This window comes from Candidatus Blastococcus massiliensis AP3 (assembly GCF_000582785.1).
Classification (GTDB): Bacteria; Actinomycetota; Actinomycetes; order Mycobacteriales; family Geodermatophilaceae; genus Blastococcus; species Blastococcus massiliensis.
The window spans coordinates 701903-720791 of record NZ_HG931174.1; the positions used below are offsets into that span (position 1 = coordinate 701903).

Sequence of the window (18889 nt, forward strand, 5' to 3'; positions counted from 1 at the left end):
GCCCTGCGGTCCGGCGGCACCCTGGCCGGGCGCGCCCTCGGCGACGCCGGGGACGCCGCCGCCCAGCAGGCGATCGGCGCCGTGCTCGCCGCCGAGCGCCCCGACGACGCCGTCCTGAGCGAGGAGGCCGCCGACGACCACCGCCGGCTCTCCGCCCGGCGGGTGTGGATCGTCGACCCGCTCGACGGCACCCGCGAGTACGGCGAGGACGGCCGGTCCGACTGGGCGGTGCACGTGGCGCTCTGGGTCGACGGCGACCTGGCGACGGCCGCGGTGGCGCTGCCGGCGCTGGACGAGGTGCTGCTCACCGAGCCCGCGCCGATGGTCCCGGCGGCCCACGGCGGTCCGGTGCGGATCGCGGTCAGCCGCACCCGGCCACCGGCCGCCGCGGAGGCCGTCGCGGCGGCGCTCGGCGGCGAGCTCGTGCCGATGGGCTCGGCCGGCTACAAGGCGCTGGCCGTGGTGCGCGGCGAGGTCGACGCCTACGTGCACGCCGGCGGGATGTACCAGTGGGACTCCGCGGCGCCGGTCGCGGTCGCCCGTGCCGCCGGCCTGGCCACCAGCCGGCTGGACGGCGCGCCGCTGGTCTACAACGCCGAGGCCCTCGCCCTGCCCGACCTGGTCGTCTGCCGGCCGGAGCTGGCCCCGCGGATCCTGGCCGCGGTGCGCGCCGCCGGATAGCGGACACTGGAGGGAATCCGCACCGATCCGATCGGGTTGGTGCTGGCGACGCACTGTGCCCCCGACCCCCGGAGCCCCGCCTCGTGACCACGCCCGACTACCGGCTGAGCCAGCTGGAGACGCTGGAGGCCGAGTCCATCCACGTGATCCGCGAGGTCGTCGCGGAACTCGAGCGGCCGGTGCTGCTCTTCTCCGGCGGCAAGGACTCCATCGTGATGCTGGAGCTGGCGCGCAAGGCGTTCGCGCCCGCCCGCATCCCCTTCCCGGTCATGCACGTGGACACCGGGCTGAACTTCCCCGACGTGCTCGAGTTCCGCGACAAGCGGGTCGCCGAGCTGGGCGTGGAACTCGTCGTCGCCTCCGTGCCCGACGCGATCACCGCGGGCACGGTGAAGGAGGAGCCCAACGGCTCCCGCAACCGCATCCAGACCCCCGTGCTGCTCGACGCCGTCGAGGAGCACGGCTTCACCGCCCTGTTCGGCGGCGCGCGGCGGGACGAGGACAAGGCGCGGGCCAAGGAGCGGATGTTCTCCTTCCGCGACGAGTTCGGTCAGTGGGACCCGAAGAACCAGCGCCCCGAGCTCTGGGACCTCTACAACGGCCGCATCCACCTGGGCGAGTCGATCCGCGTCTTCCCGCTGTCGAACTGGACCGAGCTCGACATCTGGCAGTACATCCTCAGCGAGGAGATCGCGATCCCGCCGCTGTACCTCGCCCAGGAGCGGGAGGTCGTCGAGCGCCAGGGGATGCTGTACGCGGTCAACGAGTTCATCCGGCCGCGCGACGGCGAGCAGGTGCGCCGGGAGACCGTCCGCTACCGCACCGTCGGGGACGCCAACCTCACCGCCGCGGTGCCCTCGACCGCGACGACGGTCGAGGAGGTCATCGCCGAGATCGCCGTGACCCGGATGACCGAGCGCGGCGCCACCCGCGGCGACGACAAGGTCAGCGACGCCGCCATGGAGGACCGCAAGAAGGAGGGCTACTTCTGATGGCCCTCCCGACGACCGCGCCGGCGCCACAGCAGCAGCGCCACGCGCACGACGACGGCCAGCAGCAGCAGTCCGGTGGTCCAGCCGACGCGTTCGGCCACGACCGGGGACGACGTGCCGAGCACGCCGGTCACCCAGGCGCCGGCCGCGTAGCCCACGACGTAGCCGAGGACGACGACCAGCAGCGCCGGCGTCGCCACCGCGAACACGAACATGCGCCTGCCTCCCGGGATCTGCGCCCCAGGGTGCGCCGCTCCGCCGTCCGCTGCCAGGAGACCGACCGATGACCGCCACCGAGCAGACTCCCCCCGCCCAGCCCGGCGTCGAGCCGCCCGTGGACGTCCACTCGGCCGCCGCCGAGCAGGCTGCGGAGATCGCCCTCGCCCGCAAGGACATCCTGCGGATCGCGACCGCCGGCTCGGTCGACGACGGCAAGAGCACGCTGATCGGCCGGTTGCTGTACGACAGCAAGGCCGTCTTCGAGGACCAGTACGAGGCGGTCGAGCGGGCCAGCAAGGGCGACTACGTCGACCTCGCGCTGCTCACCGACGGCCTGCGCGCCGAGCGCGAGCAGGGCATCACCATCGACGTCGCCTACCGGTACTTCAGCACGCCGCGGCGCACGTTCATCCTGGCCGACACCCCGGGCCACGTGCAGTACACCCGGAACATGGTCACCGGCGCCTCGACGGCGGACCTGGCGATCGTCCTGGTGGACGCGCGCAAGGGCATGCTCGAGCAGAGCCGGCGACACGCCTTCCTCGCCTCGCTGCTGCGCGTGCCGCACCTGGTGGTGGCGGTCAACAAGATGGACCTCGTCGACTGGTCGGAGGCCGCCTACGAGGCGATCCGCGACGAGTTCACCGCCTTCGCCGCGAAGCTGAACATCCCGGACCTGACCGTCGTCCCCATCTCGGCGCTGAACGGCGACAACGTCGTGACGCGCTCGGAGCGCACGCCCTGGTACCAGGGGCCCTCGCTGCTGCACCACCTCGAGCACGTGCACGTGGCCAGCGACCGCAACCTCGTCGACGCCCGCTTCCCCGTGCAGTACGTGATCCGGCCTCAATCCGACGCCCACCACGACTACCGCGGCTACGCCGGGACCGTCGCCAGCGGAGTCCTGCGCACCGGCGACGAGGTGCAGGTGCTGCCCAGCGGCCTGACGTCCACGATCGCCGGGATCGACGGGCCGCGGGGCCCGGTGGACGAGGCGTTCGCGCCGATGGCGGTCACCCTGCGGCTGGCCGACGACCTCGACGTCTCCCGCGGGGACCTGGTCTGCCGGCCGTCCAACGCCCCGCACGCCACGCAGGACCTCGACGCACTGGTCTGCTGGATGACCGACGAGCCGCTGCGCCCGCGCCAGCGGATCGCGGTGAAGCACACCACCCGGACCGTCCGCGGCATGGTCAAGGAGCTGCAGTACCGGCTCGACGTCAACACGCTGCACCGCGACCCGGAAGCCGGCGAGCTCGGGCTCAACGACATCGGCCGGGTGAAGCTGCGGACGACGCAGCCGCTGTTCGTCGACGACTACGCCCGCAACCGCGTCACCGGCCGGTTCATCCTGGTGGACGAGGCGACCAACGCCACCGTGGGCGCCGGGATGCTCGTCGCCCCCTAGACGCAGCCGGTCCCGGCCACCCGCACGGGGTGGCCGGGACCGGTCAGCTCGTCCTCAGGCCTTGTCGGTTGGCGCCGGGGCCGAACCCGGGTCGCCGTCCCAGTCCTTGCCCGCCACGTCGGCGTGCTCGGAGGCGCTGTCGGTCTGCCCGGCGACCGTCTCGACCATCTCCTCGTCGGAGACGCCCTCGCCCGCGGCCTGCGTGTTGTCCGGCTCGCTCATCGCCGTCCTCCCTCTCGATCGTCTTCCCCCGGCCCGTCCCCGATCGAGAGCCCCGGCAAACCAGCTGCTGCCTCACACGGCGGGCGACAGGTCGAACCAGACCCGCTTCCCGCCCTGGCGTTCCTCGCATCCCCAGCGGTCCGCGATCGCCTGCACCATCTGGAGGCCCCGTCCCCGGGTCCGGTCGCGCGACAGCTCCTGGACGACCGGCACGACCGACGAGCCGTCGACGACGGCGATCCGCAGCCAGGAGCCGGCCAGCGTCACCTCCAGGGTGAACGACGCGTCCCCACCCACGTGGTCGACGACGTTCGCCACGAGCTCGGTCACCAGCAGCGCGGCGTCCGCCACGTCGTGCGGAGCGCACCAGGCCCGCATCAGGTCGGTCACCACGTGCCGCGCCACGCGCACGGAGGCCGCGTTCGGCGGGAGGTCGACGCAGGCGCTGAGGCTGGACATGGGGAGTGCCCGATCTGCCGAGACGAGTCGTGGCCGGCCGGCCGACGGCGGCGGGGCTCGAAGGCCTCGCACCATTCCGTTGCGAGCGACTATTCCTCACCCGAACGGTTGACGCAACCCCCGTTGCATGTCATACCCGTTGCGTGTCACACCCGTTGCATGCAATAGGGGTTTCAGAAGAGTAGGGTGCAACTCAGCAAAGGTCCGAGGGCTGGAGGGTCGTCGTGGCAGACCGTGCCGCTCAGGCGCTGGAGCACCTCGTCACCGCCATCGACGAGTCCGTCGCCGAACTGCAGCGCGCCCGCGCGCGGGCGGTCACCCTGCTGGACGAGCGGGCCACCGGACGCGCCTGGTACGACGTGGTGAACGGGGAGGCGCGCCCGCTGGTGGTGGAGAGCGTGTCGAGCGTGCTCTCCACGCTGGCCGGTGCCGGCCACGAGTGGCGACGGGAGCAGGCACTGGCCCTGCAGGCGGAGTCGGTGAGCATCAACCGCATCGCCGCGATGTTCGGCGTCACCCGGCAGCGCATCTCGGCCCTGCTGCGGGACGGCGACGACCCGACCGAGCGCGAGGCCTGAGCCGCGCGATCGGACGACCGTGATCAGCTGAGCGCGTCGATGGCCTTGTAGACCCGCTGCTCGGAGACCGGCCGGGGGGTTCCGACCGTCTGGGCGAACAGGCTGACCCGCAGCTCCTCGATCATCCAGCGCACGCGGGCGACCGGGTCGTCCGGTCCCCCGGTCGACGGGACCTGGGTGCGCAACTGCTCGTACTCCGCGGTGACCGCGGCCACCTGGGCCGTCCAGAGCTCGTCGCGGACGGCGTTGGCGGGCAGCTTCTCCAGCCGGTGGGCCATCGCGCGGAGGTACCGCACCAGGTCGGGCAGCCGCCGCCGGCCGGCCGTGGCGACGAACCCGCGGTGCAGGAGACCGGTCATCTGCCGGCGCAGGTCGGCGATCGCGGCCTCGGGCACCCGCCGCCCCGGCGCGGCCCCGATGGCCACGGCCACCTCGCGCGCCTGCGTGAGGACCGCCTCCACCTTCTGGACGGCGTCGACGGTGAGGGGGTGCAGCTCCCGCTTCGCCGTCGCCACCAGCGCGTCGAAGGACGCCTCGTCCCGCGGCGGCCCGCCCGCGGCGGCGATCAGCTCGTCGGCGGCGGCATCGACGCAGTCGTCGACCAGGGCCGGGATCTCGCCGTCGGGGTTGAACTGCAGCGCCAGCCGGGTCCGCGGTGAGAGCCCCTTGACCACCTGCCTGGCCGGCGAGCCGGCGACGAGCACCAGCAGCCGCCGCGCCCCCCGCCGGCTCAGCCGGGCGGCCTCCGTCTCGGTGGGGACGACGCGGACTCCGACCGTCCCGCCCTCGTCGACCAGCGCCGGGTACGCCGTCACGAGGTGCTCGCCGCGGCGGACCTCCACCGTGCGCGGCAGCGTGCCGACGTCCCAGCTGGTCAGCCGGGTGCGCTCGACGTCGGCCGCCGCGGCGGCCAGGGTCGCCCGCGCCTGCGGGGCGACCGTGGCCTTGAGCGCCACGAGGTCCTTGCCGGTGGCCAGGGGGCGCTGCTGGTCGTCCACCACCCGGAAGGTGGCCCGCAGGTGGTCGGGCACCTGGGCGGGCTGCCAGGCGTCCGGCGGGACGACGACGCCGGCGGCCCTGCGCAGCTCCCGCTCCAGCGCCGGCAGCAGGGCCTCCCCCGGATCGATCCGCGGCAGCACCTCGCGCACCCGGTCCGGGATCGGGACCAGCGCCCGGCGCACCTGCTTGGGCAGGGTGCGCAGCAGCGCCGTCACCAGTTCCTCGCGCAGGCCCGGGACGGTGAAGGCGAGCGATTCCCCCGAGGTCCGCTCGACGACCGTGTCCAGCACCCCGAGCGGGACGTCGACGGTCACCCCGTCCTCCGCCGCCCCAGGAGCGAAGGCGTAGGACAGCGGCAGGGTCAGGCCCTGGGTGAGGCTCACCTCGTCCGGGTAGTCCTCCACCCGCACCTGCCCCGCCGCCCGGGCGTTGGTGAGCATCTCGGGCGTGAAGGTGAGCAGGTCGGGCTGGTCGTGCCGGGCGCCCTTCCACCAGCGGTCGAAGTGCCGGGTGGAGACGACGTCGGCGGGGATCCGGGCGTCGTAGAGCTCGAACAACGTCTCGTCGTCGACGGCGATGTCCCGCCGCCGGGCCCGCTCCTCGAGTGCGGCCACCTGCTCGATGGCCCGCTGGTTGTCCGCCCAGAACCGGTGGTGCGTCGTCCACTCCCCCTGCACGAGCGCGTGCCGGATGAACAGCTCGCGGGAGATCTCCGGGTCGATCGATCCGTACTGCACCCGGCGGCCGACGACGATGGGCAGCCCGTAGAGGGTGACCCGCTCGGTGGCGACGACGGAGCCGCGCTTGGCGTCCCAGCGCGGCTCGGAGTACTGCCGCTTCACCAGGTGGTCGGCCAGCTTCTCGACCGTCTCGGGGTCGATGCGGGCGACCGTGCGGGCGAACAGCCGGCTGGTCTCGACGAGCTCGGCGGCCACCACCCAGCGCGGGGGCTTCTTCGCCAGCGGCGTCCCCGGCGCGATGACGAACGACGTGCCCCGCGTCCCCTGGTACTCCCGTGACGGCCGTCCCCGCGCGGGGACTTTCGGCGCCGAAAGTCCCCGCGGGGGCTCTTTCTGGAGGCCGACGTGGGAGAGGAGGCCGGCCAGGAGCGCGGTGTGGATGCCGCGCTCGTCGGGCTCGGGCGCCGGGTCGTTCAGGGTCATGCCCAGGCGCCGGACCGTGCCGCGCAGCTGGCCGTGCAGGTCCTGCCACTCGCGGATCCGCAGGTAGTGCAGGAACTCCCGCTTGACCGTCCGCCGGAACTGGTTGCCGCTGAGCGCGTCGGCCTGCTCGCCGAGGTAGCGCCAGAGGTTGAGCAGCGCGAGGAAGTCGGAGTTCTCGTCGGCGAACCGGCGGTGCATCTCGTCGGCGGCCTGCTGGTGCTCGGTCGGCCGCTCGCGGGGGTCCTGGATGGTCAGGCCGGCGGCGATGACGAGGACCTCCTCCAGCACGCCGCGGCGGTCGGCCTCGACCACCATCCGCGCCATGCGGGGGTCCAGCGGCAGCGCGGCCAGCGAGCGGCCGGTCGGTGTCAGCGCACCCTTCTCGTCGAGGGCGTGCAGCTCCTCGAGCAGGGCCAGGCCGTCGGCGACGGCGCGGCGGTCCGGCGGGTCGACGAACGGGAACTCCTCGACGTCGCCCAGGTCCAGCGCGGCCATCTGCAGCAGCACCGAGGCCAGGTTCGTGCGCAGGATCTCGGGGTCGGTGAACTCCGGCCGGCTCTCGAAGTCGGCCTCGGTGTACAGCCGGATCGCGATGCCGGGGCCCAGCCGCCCGCAGCGCCCCGACCGCTGGCGCGCCGAGGCCTGGCTGACCGGCTCGATCGGCAGCCGCTGCACCTTGGTGCGATGGCTGTACCGCGAGATGCGGGCGGTCCCCGGGTCGATCACGTACCGGATGCCGGGCACCGTCAGCGACGTCTCGGCGACGTTGGTGGCCAGCACGATCCGCCGCCCGGTGTGCGGCGAAAAGACCTTGTGCTGGTCGGCGGCCGAGAGTCGCGAGTAGAGCGGCACGACCTCGGTGTTCGGCAGGGCCCGCTCCGCCAGCGCGTCCTGGGTGTCCCGGATCTCCCGCTCGCCGGCGAGGAACACCAGGATGTCCCCGGGCCCTTCGGCGACCAGCTCGTCGACGGCGTCGAGGACCGCGCTGACCTGGTCGCGATCGGGATCGGCGTCCTCGTCGTCCGGGTCGACGACGGGCCGGTAGCGCACCTCCACCGGGTACGTCCGGCCGCTGACCTCCACCACCGGCGCGCCGGAGAAGTGGGCCGCCACCCGCTCGACGTCGATGGTCGCCGAGGTGATGACCAGCTTGAGGTCCGGCCGCCGCGGCAGGATCTGGGCCAGGTAGCCCAGCAGGAAGTCGATGTTGAGGCTCCGCTCGTGGGCCTCGTCGAGGATGATCGTGTCGTACTGGCGCAGCAGCCGGTCGCGCTGGATCTCGGCCAGCAGGACGCCGTCGGTCATGAGCTTGACCAGCGTGGAGTCGCTCACCTGGTCGTTGAAGCGCATCTTGTAGCCGACGGCCTCGCCCAGCGGTGTGCCGAGTTCCTCCGCGATCCTCTCGGCCACGCTGCGCGCGGCGATCCGGCGTGGCTGGGTGTGCCCGATCCGCCCGCGCACGCCCCGGCCGAGCTCGAGCGCGATCTTCGGCAGCTGCGTCGTCTTGCCCGAGCCGGTCTCGCCGGCCACGACGACGACCTGGGCGTCGCGCAGGGCCGCGGCGATGTCGTCGCGGCGCCCGCTCACCGGGAGGTCCTCGGGATAGGAGATCGCCGGCACGGCGGCTCGGCGGCGGGCGATCCGCTCCTCCGCGGCGACGACGTCGGCCACAACGCGCTCCCGCTGGCGCTCCCGCGCGGCGGGGTCCTGCGTCTTCCGCAGCCCGTCGAGCCGGCGCCGCAGCCGGTGCTCGTCCTCGAGCGTGAGGCCGGCGAGGCGCGCGCGGAGGTCGTCCTGGGGAGAACTCACCGGCTGCTCGCGTTCCTCTCGGCCTGGTCGGGGTACCGGCGGCTCCGCGCCGGCCGTCCCAGGATCCCACTGCCGGCCGCGAGCGACCGCGACGTCGCCGACATCACTGTCGGTGCGGGCCGACACCATGTGCTTGCACTTACCAACCGGTCGTACGCTTTCTCGATCCGGAGCAGCTGGCCCCCGCCGCCTCCGCGCCTTCCCCAGGAGATCTCCGATGAGCTCGACCAGCGCGCCCGGCCGTGCAGCCCGCCGCCGCGACGCCGCGGCACCCGATGCCGACGGCACGTTCACCCACCGGCAGATCGTCACGATCCTCGTCGGCCTGATGGTCGCGATGTTCCTGGCCGCGCTGGACCAGACCGTGGTGTCCACCGCGATCCGCACCATCGCCGACGACCTGCAGGGCTACGACCTGCAGGCCTGGGCGACGACGGCGTTCCTCATCACCTCGACGATCGCCACCCCGCTGTACGGGAAGCTCTCCGACATCTACGGCCGGCGGCCCTTCTACCTGTTCGCGATCGGCGTCTTCGTCGTCGGCTCGATCCTGTGCGGCATGGCCGACACGATGTACCAGCTCGCCGCCTTCCGCGCGGTGCAGGGCGTCGGCGCCGGCGGGCTGATGTCGCTGGCCCTGGCGATCATCGGTGACATCGTGCCGCCGCGGGAGCGCTCGCGGTACCAGGGCTACTTCATGGCCGTCTTCGGCTCCTCCAGCGTGCTCGGGCCGGTCGTCGGCGGCTTCTTCGCGGGCCAGGGCTCGATCCTCGGCATCGAGGGCTGGCGCTGGATCTTCTACATCAACGTGCCGCTGGGCGCGCTGGCCTTCGCCGCCGTCTGGCGGGTGCTGCACCTCCCTCACGAGCGCCGCGAGCACCGCATCGACTGGCCGGGCGCGGTGACCCTGGTCGCCTTCCTGGTCCCGCTGCTCGTCGTGGCCGAGCAGGGCCGTGTCTGGGGCTGGTCCTCCGGCCGGGCGGTGCTCTGCTACGCCATCGGGGCGGCGGGCTTCGTGCTGTTCGTCGCGGCCGAGCGGGCCTACCGGGACGACGCCCTGCTGCCCCTGCGGCTGTTCCGCAACCGGACCTTCACCGTCAGCGGCATCGGTTCGATCGTCATGGGCGCCGGCATGTTCGGCGGTCTGCTGCTGCTGCCGCAGTACCTGCAGATCGTGCACGGCTCCAGCGCCACCGTCGCCGGCCTGCAGATGATCCCGCTGGTCCTGGGCATCATGACCGGCGGCATCTTCTCGGGCATCGCGATCTCCCGGACCGGCCGGTACAAGCTGTTCCCGCTCGTCGGCGTCGCACTGATGGTCGTGGCGCTGCTCTCGCTGTCGGTCGTCGTCGAGGCCGACACGTCGGTGTGGGCGCTGGCGCCCTTCATGGTCATGCTCGGCCTGGGCCTGGGCTTCAACTTCCAGCCGGTCATCGTCGCCGTCCAGAACGCCGTCTCCCCGCGGGAGATGGGAGTGGCGACCTCGTCGGTGACCTTCTTCCGCCAGATGGGCGGCACCATCGGGACGGCGGCGTTCCTGTCGTTGCTGTTCACCCGCATGCCGCAGGAGATCGGGGACCGGATCGGCGAGGCCGCCGCAGGGAACCCCGAGGCCGCGGCGCAGGCGCAGCAGCTGGGCCGGGCCGGCCTGGACGAGATCACCTCCGACACGACCCGGATTCTCGACTTCCCGCTGCTGGTCGACCCGTTCCGCGAGGGCTTCACCGCCTCGATCGACCTGGTGTTCCTCATCGCGGCAGGGGTCGTCGCGATCGGGTTCTTCGTGTTCCTGTTCCTGCCGCAGCTACCCCTGAGCAACAAGTCGGGCATCCAGGCACGTCAGGACGACGCGGCGGGCCTGGGGCCCGGCGATCCGGAGGACGCCGGCGAGCAGGCGACCCAGGCCGCGGGTGCCGCCGCGCCGACGTCGGTCGCCCCGCCGGTGGGCCGCCCCGGCGACTCGCCCTCCTGAGCCCGGCCCGCCCTCCGCCCGGACCGGGGCCGCCGTCACGTCAGCGGTTCGTCGTCCCCCTGGGCATCGTCGACGGCGGAGCCGGCCTCCAGCGCCGCGGCGACGGCCTCGAACTCGACGAGGGCGGCGGTGAGGTCCTCGACGATCTCGCGGGCGATGACCTCGGGCGACGGCAGGTCGTCGAGGTCCTCGAGCGAGGAGTCGCGCAGCCACGTGATGTCGAGGTTCGCCTTGTCCCGTGCGATGAGCTCGTCGTAGGAGAACGAGCGAAACCGCTCGGCCTCCTTCCGCTCGGAGCGCGGCTGGCCAGGCTTGTACGCCGCCACGAAGTCATCGAGGTGGGCGCGGCGAAGCGGGTTCTGCTTGAGCGTGAAGTGCGAGTTGGTCCGCAGGTCGTAGACCCACAGGCGCTCGGTCCATGGCCGCTCACCAGCGGGCTTCTTGTCGAAGAAGAGCACGTTCGCCTTGACACCCTGTGCGTAGAAGATGCCGGTCGGCAGCCGAAGCATGGTGTGCAGGTCGAAGTCCTGGAGGAGGCGGCGGCGCAGCTTCTCTCCGGCCCCTCCTTCGAAGAGCACGTTGTCGGGCAGGACGACTGCGGCGCGGCCGTTGATGTCCATGATCGACGCGATGTGCTGCAGGAAGTTCAACTGCTTGTTGGACGTCGTGACGACGAAGTCCTGCCGCTCGATCTCCCGGTCCTCGCGTGCCTCACGTCCGTCGGCACCGACCATGGTGAGCGAGGACTTGCGCCCGAACGGCGGGTTGGAGAGCACGACGGACCACCGCCGCGCGGGCAGGTGGATCAGCGCGTCGCGCACGTCGATCGGGCTGTCGCCGGTGGGCCTGCCCATTCCGTGCAGGATCAGGTTCATCGCGGCCAGGCGGGCGGTTCCGTCGTGGATCTCCACACCGTGCGCGAACCGGTCCCGCAGGTGCTCCCGCTGGGTAGGGGTGAGTTGCTCGGCGTGCTCGGCGGCATGCCGGTGCGCTTCGAGCAGGAAGCCGCCGGTGCCGGACGCTGGGTCGATGACGGTGTCGTCGACGGTGGGCTGGACGCAGTCGACCATCGCGGCGATGAGTGGCCGTGGGGTGAAGTACTGGCCCGCGCCGGACTTGATGTCCTCGGCGCCCTTGGAGAGCAGCTCCTCGTAGGCGTCGCCCTTGACGTCGGTGCCCATCGCCGACCAGCTCTCGCGGTCGATGAGGTCGACGACGAGCCGCTTGAGCTTGGCGGGGTCCTGGATGCGGTTCTGCGCCTTCCGGAAGATCGTGCCGAGGACGCCGGGACGCCGGCCGAGCTCCTCGAGGATGTGGCGGTAGGTGATCTCGAGCTCGTCGCCGTCGGCGTCGAGCAGTCGTTGCCACGAGAGGTGCGAGGGCACGATCCGCTCGGGGTTGAGCGGCCGGTTCTCGCGCTCGTGAGCCATCTTGAGGAAGAGCAGGTAGGTGAGCTGCTCGGTGTACTCGATGGTGCCGACGCCGTCGTCGCGGAGCACGTTGCAGTACGACCACAGCTTGTCGACCAGCCGCCGGGTGTCCGTCACCGTCGCATCATCCCTCGTCCGTCCGCAACGCCGAGGGAGGCAGCCCTCGTGCAGATCCGTGCGAAGGCGTGCCGCGCCGGCGGCGCGGCCGCGAGGCCGCGCCGAGGCGCGTCGTGGGGTGGATCAGAGTCGGTGTGAATCAGAACGGTGGTGGATCACTCGCTGAGTCGTAGGGCGGTGGTTCAGGGTCGGGTTGTCGCAGGCCCGGCGGCCGGGTGGTACGGGTGATCCCGGACGGGCTGGTGACATGCAGGGTGCCGTCCTGGTCCATGCGGAAGGTCCAGCCGCGGGCGAAGGTCTTCAACCGATGGTGGGACCGGCACAGGCAGCAGAGGTTCGAGCAAGTCGTGCCGCCGCCCTGGCCGTGCGGTGCCACATGGTCCAGGTCGGACCAGCCGACCCGTTGCCCGCAGTTGGGGGTCCGGCACCGCCGGTCGCGGGTCTTGACGAACCGCTGCTGAGCGACGGTGGGCTCGTAGCCGTCGGTGGCCGGCGGCGGCTCAAGCACCGGGCACCCGCACCCGGTTTCGGTGTCTGAACCGTCATCCGGGTGGTCGGGACAGCCCCGCTTCGCCAGACGCGCCAGCTCGGCAGCGGTCACGGTGGCCAGCAGTCGCCCGTGGTCGTCGGTGAGCGCGAACGTCAGCGACCCGCCTTCCGGCGTGGTCAGACCCAGCGCGGCGACCCGGCGGAGCAGCCGCCGAAGGTGCGCGGCGGTGATCGCGAACCCGTTGACCTCCCCGCCCCCGGCCGAGGAGCCCTCCAGCCCCTCCAGCGCGGCGGTGACGGCCAGCTTCACCGTCACCCCCGACAGACCGGAATCGGCTGGCCGCAGAATGAGCATCGCGTGAATCGCGGTGCGGATCTGCCCGATCGGCCGCGGATCACCGTCGGCCTTGGCCATCTGCGCCAGTTGGTTGATCACGTCGACACAAGCCGCAGCGTCCTCGGCGGTCATGTCCGCGGCCAGGGTGGCCATGCCGTCCCCGGCGTCGTGCACCCGCACGTCAGCGGACTGCTTCGCCTCCTCGTGGCGCTGGTCGATCGCGGTGGCGTCCAGCTCGGCCAGCACCTCCAACGCCCGCCTGCGCAGCGCGGACGGCGACAGATCGACTGCTTCGGGCAGCACCACCGACTCCACTCCTCGGGCGAGGTCCGAGGAGACGTACTGCAGCGCGTCGGCCAGCACCCCCGCCCGGCGGTCGTCGATCTCCCCGCGCCGCAGCGCGGCGAACGTGGCCGGCAGGTTGTCCCGCCAGGTGTAGGCCCGCCGGGCCCGGAACGCCGCTGTGCCTCGGCCCAGGTTGATCGCATGCGCCAACTCGTCCGGGAAGAACTCACTCACCCCGGCGAACTCCGGGTCGGTCTTCCGCCAGGTGCGGCTGCGGGTACCCGGAGTGCCCGGCTGCGGATCATCGACGTCGGGCCGCAGCTCGGCCAGTCGCAGGATCAGCTCCGCCTCCCGGGCGGTCTCCCGCGCCCGGTGGCGCTGGATCCGCCCCAGCTCGGCTGCGACCTCCTCATCGTCCAACCACGACACGGGCAGCCGCGGATCCGGCTCCGGCTGGGTCCGCACCCAGTCGAACAGGAAGCCCTCCACCATGGAGGTGCCCGCCATCCGCTGCATGGACCGAACGTACGTTTGGGGTCTGACACTTTTCGGGCTGCTGACCTGGAGGTCTCTCCTCGATCACGTCCGTGGCATGTCTGTCGAACGTCGCACCTTTGAAGGGCGGCGCTTTCAAAGCGACTCGAAGAAGTCCTCATCGAGTTGGTGCAGGGTCACCGTGGTCTCGGCCTGGACGCCGACGCCGTGCCGCAGCATCAACTCCGCCAGACGGAGCCCGTCGATGAGCTCGATGCGCGCATTGACCCGCTCGGCCTCGGCTCGCGCTCCGGAGGAGAAGCTGCTGGTGGTGATGAACACGCCGCGGTCGCCCTGCGCACCCATGAGGGCCCCGACGAAGCCCTGGATCGCAGGACGCTGGACGGACTGGTCCGGCGCATACCGCTTTGCCTGCACGTAGATGCGGTCCAGACCCAACGGGTCCTGGCTGATGATCCCGTCGATACCGGCATCACCGCTGCGGCCGGAGTGGACGACGCCGCCAGACCGGCCGTAGCCCATCCGCTCCAGCAGCCGGACGACGAGCCGCTCGAACTCCGAGGGCGACAATGCGAGGGCCCGCTTCAGCAGCTCCCCTTCTACGGCCGCCCGGTTCTCGGTGACCGCCTGCGCCAGCAGGTCTTCGGGAGAAGCCGCCTCGGCATCGGGCTCCGCTTCCAGCGGCCGACCGCCGGATGTGTCCCGACGAGTGCTCCGCGACCTGAACTCGCGGTAGGACTCGAAGCCGTTGAGCACCTTCATGTCGACGCGGTCAGGGTGAGCTGCGAGGACTTCGCGTCCCACGTCCGTGATGGCCACAAGCCCACGAGCCGGCCGCGAGAGAAGCCCTGCCTGGAACAAGTGGGTGATCGACCAGCCGATCCGATTGACCACCTGGCGCTGCCGCCCACTCGGCAGCATGGCTTGCTGCTCCTCGACGGTCAGCTCGAAGCGATCGCTCAACGACTCCACCAGGTCGCGGGTCCGGCGGGTGGCTCCGTCGCTCAGTTCCTCCAGGAGAGGCCGCATCAGTGTCTGGAAGTCTGGGATCACGAAACCGAACCCGCCATCGCCAACTTCTCGACCTGGTCCGAGTCGCTGTCCCGCCGGGTCAGACGTCCCGCGAACGCAGCGGTCAAGAGCGCGCGGCGAAGAGCGGATGACCGGGTCTCCTGCGCCTGCACCGTGTCTGCCAGACGAGCGGCCGCGTCGAGCGTGGTCTGAATGGACTCGACCAGCTGAAGCTGGATCTCACGCGGGGGCAGCGGAACCGGCATCTGCCGAATCTTGCTCAAACTAATGGACGCCAGATTTACGCTCTGCTTGCCGTTCCGTTCAGCCCACTTGCCGCCGATTGTGTTGGCAACCCAGGAGAGCAGTCGAGGGTCGATCGCGTCGTCTCTGACGCGAGCCCGGAAAACGTGGTTCTGGTGGATGCAGTCCTCGATCTGGCCCTCCCAGACCCAGCCCCGCGCGAGCTTGTCGCGGTCACCGCCCTCGTTCATCAGGACGTCGCCCGGCTGGAGGCGGAGAGCATCCGCCTTCGCTTGCGAGACGCGAATACCCGTCACGGTGGACAGGTCGAGCCGCCCACGCTGCACGTTGGCAACCCGCAGGTAGGGCACCTCGACGAAGGTCGGGTCGGCTTGCCGCTTGGCATCTTTCGTCACGCCACCCACGACGTCGGCCAGTTCCCCGAGCCGCCGCCATGACCATCCGCGGGGAAGCTCGGCCAGGTGGCCATCCTGCGGTGTGTAGTCAGCGATGGGTTCGCCACCGAGCTCGGAGTCGGCGCCCGAGCGGCCCAGCAGCGCCTGGGCGATGCTCTGCTCGCCCAAAGTTGTCGCTCTGCGCCGGCATGCGGACAAGTAGTCGTTGGCCGCGTCAAGGCGGGACAGGTGATCTTCGAGGATGTCGACGATTCGTCGCTGCTCGTCAAGACTCGGCAGCGGGATCGGCGTCTGCCGAATCATCGCCAGCCCAAGGCGTGGTCGCCCCATGCCATGCCGATGACGATCAGCCCAGCGGCGCGCCTCCGGTCGCTGAAGCGCGTACAGGGCCCACCGGGGATCCACCTTCTCCGACAAGCGCACGCGGATACAGTCCGCCTTAACGATTGCACGACCAAGGGAAGCGGGCGCTAGGCAAGCCCGAGGCAGCGTTTCTCCCAACGAGGCCATCAACAGGTCGCCGGCCCGCACCTCATGCGTGCGTAGGGACTCGAAGTGCTCCTCGGAGATATGCGCCGGCGCATCTACGAAACGGCCGTCGCCGATGTTCTGAAGCCGGACGACCCTGGGGCCTGAGGCCGTGTAGTGCGCACGAGTCAGATTTGAGCCGAATGGACCGTCAGTAATGGACCGTGGCTCCGGTGCCGCGATCTCGTCGATCGTCGCCATCCGCCAGCCGTCGGGCAGGACCGTCACGCGGTGAGCTCCTGGTTGAGCTGCTCGATCAAGGCCGCTGCGCGGGGGCCGAGGTCGCGAACTGCGCCGTCGGCCCCTCCGCGCTCGGTGAACGGGGCCGCATCCAGATCATCTACGCCGATACCGGCGGATGCCGCGATCACCTCGACCATCTTGTCGAGCCACCACCTCTCCGCATCCGTGAACGTCCCTCCCGCCTGCTCCTGCTGGGCCAGCCAGCCGGCGTACCGCTCGCGCACGCGCTCGGCGTACGGCACCAGCTCGTCGTCCGTGCCGAGGGCGAAGCGCAGCAGCGACACCAGGTCCGTCACCGTATGCCGGTCGCTGTGCCGCACCTTGTCCGACACCACGACCTCGTACGCCTGCCACAGCAGATCCGGCGTCCAACTGCGTGGCGGGCGGGCGATCCGGTCGGCCAGCTCAGCGATGTCCGCGAAGGCCACCCGCCGGTCCTTCGCCTCCTGCACCAGCTGGATCGCCGTGATCTCGTCGCGGTGCTCGGCCAGATACTCCGACCACGACTCGACGATCGACCTCGCCCGGCTGGTGTCCACTACGCCGTGCGCGTCGATGAGCCGGTCGCGGCTCACCTCGTCGATCACGCGGTCGTGCGCCGTCCGCAGCTCCAAGATGCGCTCGCGCAGCTTCGGGTTTCCCGCGAGCGGCTCGACCGCCTTCTCCAGCAACTCCGCGACCGCCGCTGTCGGATCGGCGGCACCTTCCGCCGCCCGCGCCTGCGTGTCCGGATCCACGGCGTCGACCAGCACGCGCACGATTGCGCGGACCGACTCGCCGGCCACCCCGTCCAGCTCAGCCCGCTCGGCGGGCGTCAGCTGCAGCTCCAACGCGGCGAGCCGGGAGGCGAGCGTCGCCGTCTCGTCCTCCGTGAGCGTCAGCGCCGCCGCCTTGCCGAGCAGTTGCTTCAGCGACACCCCCTTCTCCCGGTTGAGCGGCGGGTCGACGAAGTCGTGCTCGGTCACGCCGACCGCGTCCACGATCACGAACCGGGTCTTTCCGTCCGCGTCGGGCGTGACGGCCGCGAAGTCGGCCGGTGCGATCGTCCGCGCTCCACGGCCCTTCATCTGCTCGAAGTACTGAGCGCTGCGCACGTCGCGCATGAAGAAGACGCACTCCAGCGGCTTCACGTCCGTACCTGTCGCGATCATGTCGACGGTGACGGCGATCCGCAGTGACGCCGACGTACGGAAGCGCTGAAGCTGCCCCTTCGGGTCCGACGCGTTGTAGGTGATCTTCGCGGCGAAGTCGTTGCCCTTGCCGAACACTTCGCGGACCGTCGTCACCACCTCTTCGGCGTGCGCGTCGTCCTTGCAGAAGATCAGCGTCTTCGGCACCACCGAACGCCCCGGGAAGATCTCGGTGAACAGGCGGTCGCGGAAGGTCTCCAGCACCAGCCGGATCTGCGACGTCGACGTCACGGCCCGGTCCAGCTGCTTGCCGGTGTACTCCAGCTCCTCGTCGAGCTCTTCCAGGCGCTGCACCCGCGTCCGCCGGTCGACTTTCGGCACCACCGTGCCCGCCTCGATACGAGATCCCTTCTGAGAAATCTCCGTCGAGATCCGGTACAGGTCGAAGTCGACGTTCACGCCGTCGGCGACGGACTGCGGATACGTGTACTCGCTGACCAGGTTCTGCCGGAAGAAGCCGAACGTCTGCTTGCCCGGGGTCGCCGTCAGCCCCACCACATGGGCGTCGAAGTACTCCAGGACACCGCGCCACAGCCCGTAGATCGAGCGATGCGCCTCGTCGACGATCACCAGGTCGAACGCTTCGGGCGGGAGCGCCGCGCTGTACCGGACGGTGACCGGTTCCGCCGGCGTCGCGTCGTCCAGAGTCGGGTCGTCGTCCTCCGGCACCGGTTTGCCTTCCAGCACCCGATAGACGCGCTGGATCGTGGAGATGGCGACGTGCGTGCTGGTCAGCATGCCGGCGCCGGTGAGCTTGTCGACGTTGTAGATCTCGGTGAACCGGCGGCCGTCGTCAGGGGTTCGGTAGTTGCCGAACTCGGCCAGCGTCTGGTCCGCGAGGTTGTTGCGGTCGACCAGGAACAGCACCCGGTGGAACCCGCCGTGCTTGAGCAGCCGGTAGGCCGTGGTGACGGCGGTGAAGGTCTTGCCGGCGCCGGTGGCCATCTGGACCAGCGACCGGTCGAAGCGCTGCTCCGCCAGTGATCGTTCGATCCCCGTGATCGCACGGATCTGCGCCGGTCGGAGTCCGGCGACGTCCAGCGGCGGCAGGCTGGCCACCTTGGCGCGCCAGGTCGGGCGCTCCGGGTCCGCCTGGGCGTCGCGCACGATGCGCGCCATCGTCGCGGGGGTCGGGAACGCGAAGATCCGTCGTGCCCGCGGCACGGGGTCGTAGCCGTTGGTCATGTGCGTCTCGCTGCCGCTGGCCTCGAACACGAACGGCAGGCGACCGTCGAGCGTCAGCGCCTTCAGCCGCGCTTCGGCGCGCAGCCCCTCGGCGTACATGGACGACTGCCACTCCACGCCCGACAACGGAGTGCCCACCGGTTTCGCCTCGATGACCCCCACGGCCTGCCGGTTCACGTAGAGCAGGTAATCCGCGCGACCGTGCCCCGGCGCCATGATCACTTCCCGGACAGCGACGCCCGTGTGGTGGATCAGGTCCCGGTCTTTCCCGTCCTGCACCGACCAGCCGGCGGCCTCGAGCTGGCCGTCGATGAGCACGCGCGCCCGCTGCTCGGCGGCGAGCCTGCTCTGCACCTGATCCATGGCCGCGCCAGCCTAGAACTCTGCGTACTCGTTTCACAGACTCCACCACGCACGG

At 71.2% G+C, this 18889-nt stretch carries 14 protein-coding genes; 5 read left to right on the plus strand and 9 right to left on the minus strand.

The features are described 5' to 3' along the window. Positions 1 to 681, plus strand: a 681-nt coding sequence (locus BN344_RS11885; protein ID WP_166518226.1) for an inositol monophosphatase family protein, incomplete at its 5' end; no start/stop codon positions are given. A gap of 83 nt (positions 682 to 764) precedes the next feature. Then, entirely contained in the window at positions 765 to 1673 is a 909-nt protein-coding gene (cysD, locus tag BN344_RS11890; protein ID WP_040338656.1) for a sulfate adenylyltransferase subunit CysD, read from the plus strand. Here the strand turns inward: cysD and BN344_RS11895 are convergent. Next, positions 1664 to 1888, minus strand: a complete 225-nt coding sequence (locus BN344_RS11895) for a hypothetical protein (RefSeq protein ID WP_040338657.1) — start codon at positions 1886 to 1888, stop codon at positions 1664 to 1666. The two genes, cysD and BN344_RS11895, sit on opposite strands and share 10 nt — an antisense overlap. A gap of 68 nt (positions 1889 to 1956) precedes the next feature. On the opposite strand from BN344_RS11895, the gene BN344_RS11900 reads away from it, so the two are divergent. After that, on the plus strand, positions 1957 to 3300 hold the full coding sequence (locus BN344_RS11900) for a sulfate adenylyltransferase subunit 1 (RefSeq protein ID WP_081788568.1): 1344 nt from the start codon (positions 1957 to 1959) through the stop codon (positions 3298 to 3300). Positions 3301 to 3354: 54 nt separating this feature from the next. Here BN344_RS11900 and BN344_RS20290 read toward each other — a convergent pair whose 3' ends face one another. Together BN344_RS20290 and BN344_RS11905 are read right to left on the minus strand one after the other, a co-directional pair. Continuing rightward, positions 3355 to 3522, minus strand: coding sequence for a hypothetical protein (locus tag BN344_RS20290; protein WP_166518227.1), 168 nt, complete (start codon positions 3520 to 3522; stop codon positions 3355 to 3357). Between the two features lie 72 nt (positions 3523 to 3594). Next, positions 3595 to 3981, minus strand: a complete 387-nt coding sequence (locus tag BN344_RS11905) for an ATP-binding protein (protein WP_040338658.1) — start codon at positions 3979 to 3981, stop codon at positions 3595 to 3597. A gap of 224 nt (positions 3982 to 4205) precedes the next feature. Between BN344_RS11905 and BN344_RS11910 the strand changes: the two genes are divergently transcribed. Beyond that, the gene (locus tag BN344_RS11910; protein ID WP_040338659.1) at positions 4206 to 4559 is read left to right on the plus strand and encodes a hypothetical protein; all 354 of its coding nucleotides are present in this window, start codon (positions 4206 to 4208) and stop codon (positions 4557 to 4559) included. Between the two features lie 23 nt (positions 4560 to 4582). Here BN344_RS11910 and hrpA read toward each other — a convergent pair whose 3' ends face one another. After that, positions 4583 to 8530: an ATP-dependent RNA helicase HrpA gene (gene hrpA / locus BN344_RS11915; protein WP_040338660.1), complete on the minus strand. Its 3948-nt coding sequence runs from the start codon at positions 8528 to 8530 to the stop codon at positions 4583 to 4585. Positions 8531 to 8747: 217 nt separating this feature from the next. Between hrpA and BN344_RS11920 the strand changes: the two genes are divergently transcribed. Further along, positions 8748 to 10502: an MDR family MFS transporter gene (locus BN344_RS11920; RefSeq protein ID WP_040338661.1), complete on the plus strand. Its 1755-nt coding sequence runs from the start codon at positions 8748 to 8750 to the stop codon at positions 10500 to 10502. 35 nt (positions 10503 to 10537) lie between these two features. On the opposite strand, the gene BN344_RS11925 is transcribed toward BN344_RS11920, so the two are convergent. The 5 genes from BN344_RS11925 to BN344_RS11945 all read right to left on the minus strand — a co-directional run bounded on the left by BN344_RS11925 (position 10538) and on the right by BN344_RS11945 (position 18834). Continuing rightward, complete coding sequence (locus BN344_RS11925) at positions 10538 to 12049, minus strand: class I SAM-dependent DNA methyltransferase (protein ID WP_040338662.1); 1512 nt, start codon at positions 12047 to 12049, stop codon at positions 10538 to 10540. Positions 12050 to 12188: 139 nt separating this feature from the next. After that, on the minus strand, positions 12189 to 13676 hold the full coding sequence (locus BN344_RS11930) for an HNH endonuclease signature motif containing protein (RefSeq protein ID WP_040338663.1): 1488 nt from the start codon (positions 13674 to 13676) through the stop codon (positions 12189 to 12191). Positions 13677 to 13790: 114 nt separating this feature from the next. Continuing rightward, positions 13791 to 14708, minus strand: a complete 918-nt coding sequence (locus BN344_RS11935) for a restriction endonuclease (RefSeq protein ID WP_155858852.1) — start codon at positions 14706 to 14708, stop codon at positions 13791 to 13793. Then, positions 14705 to 16081 (minus strand): restriction endonuclease subunit S, encoded by a 1377-nt coding sequence (locus BN344_RS11940; protein ID WP_051515830.1) that lies wholly within the window; start codon positions 16079 to 16081, stop codon positions 14705 to 14707. Before BN344_RS11940 ends, BN344_RS11935 begins: the two co-directional genes overlap by 4 nt. After that, the gene (locus BN344_RS11945; protein WP_040338664.1) at positions 16078 to 18834 is read right to left on the minus strand and encodes a type I restriction endonuclease subunit R; all 2757 of its coding nucleotides are present in this window, start codon (positions 18832 to 18834) and stop codon (positions 16078 to 16080) included. The genes BN344_RS11940 and BN344_RS11945 overlap by 4 nt, the downstream gene beginning before the upstream one ends. Between the last annotated feature and the right edge of the window lie 55 nt (positions 18835 to 18889).

What these genes read in the sequence shown, in the direction of transcription:
- BN344_RS11895 (WP_040338657.1), bottom strand. Translation starts at nt 1,888, where the DNA reads ATGTTCGTGTTCGCGGTGGCGACGCCGGCGCTGCTGGTCGTCGTCCTC.
- BN344_RS11900 (WP_081788568.1), top strand. Translation starts at nt 1,957, where the DNA reads ATGACCGCCACCGAGCAGACTCCCCCCGCCCAGCCCGGCGTCGAGCCG.
- BN344_RS20290 (WP_166518227.1), bottom strand. Translation starts at nt 3,522, where the DNA reads ATGAGCGAGCCGGACAACACGCAGGCCGCGGGCGAGGGCGTCTCCGAC.
- BN344_RS11905 (WP_040338658.1), bottom strand. Translation starts at nt 3,981, where the DNA reads ATGTCCAGCCTCAGCGCCTGCGTCGACCTCCCGCCGAACGCGGCCTCC.
- BN344_RS11920 (WP_040338661.1), top strand. Translation starts at nt 8,748, where the DNA reads ATGAGCTCGACCAGCGCGCCCGGCCGTGCAGCCCGCCGCCGCGACGCC.
- BN344_RS11930 (WP_040338663.1), bottom strand. Translation starts at nt 13,676, where the DNA reads ATGCAGCGGATGGCGGGCACCTCCATGGTGGAGGGCTTCCTGTTCGAC.
- BN344_RS11945 (WP_040338664.1), bottom strand. Translation starts at nt 18,834, where the DNA reads ATGGATCAGGTGCAGAGCAGGCTCGCCGCCGAGCAGCGGGCGCGCGTG.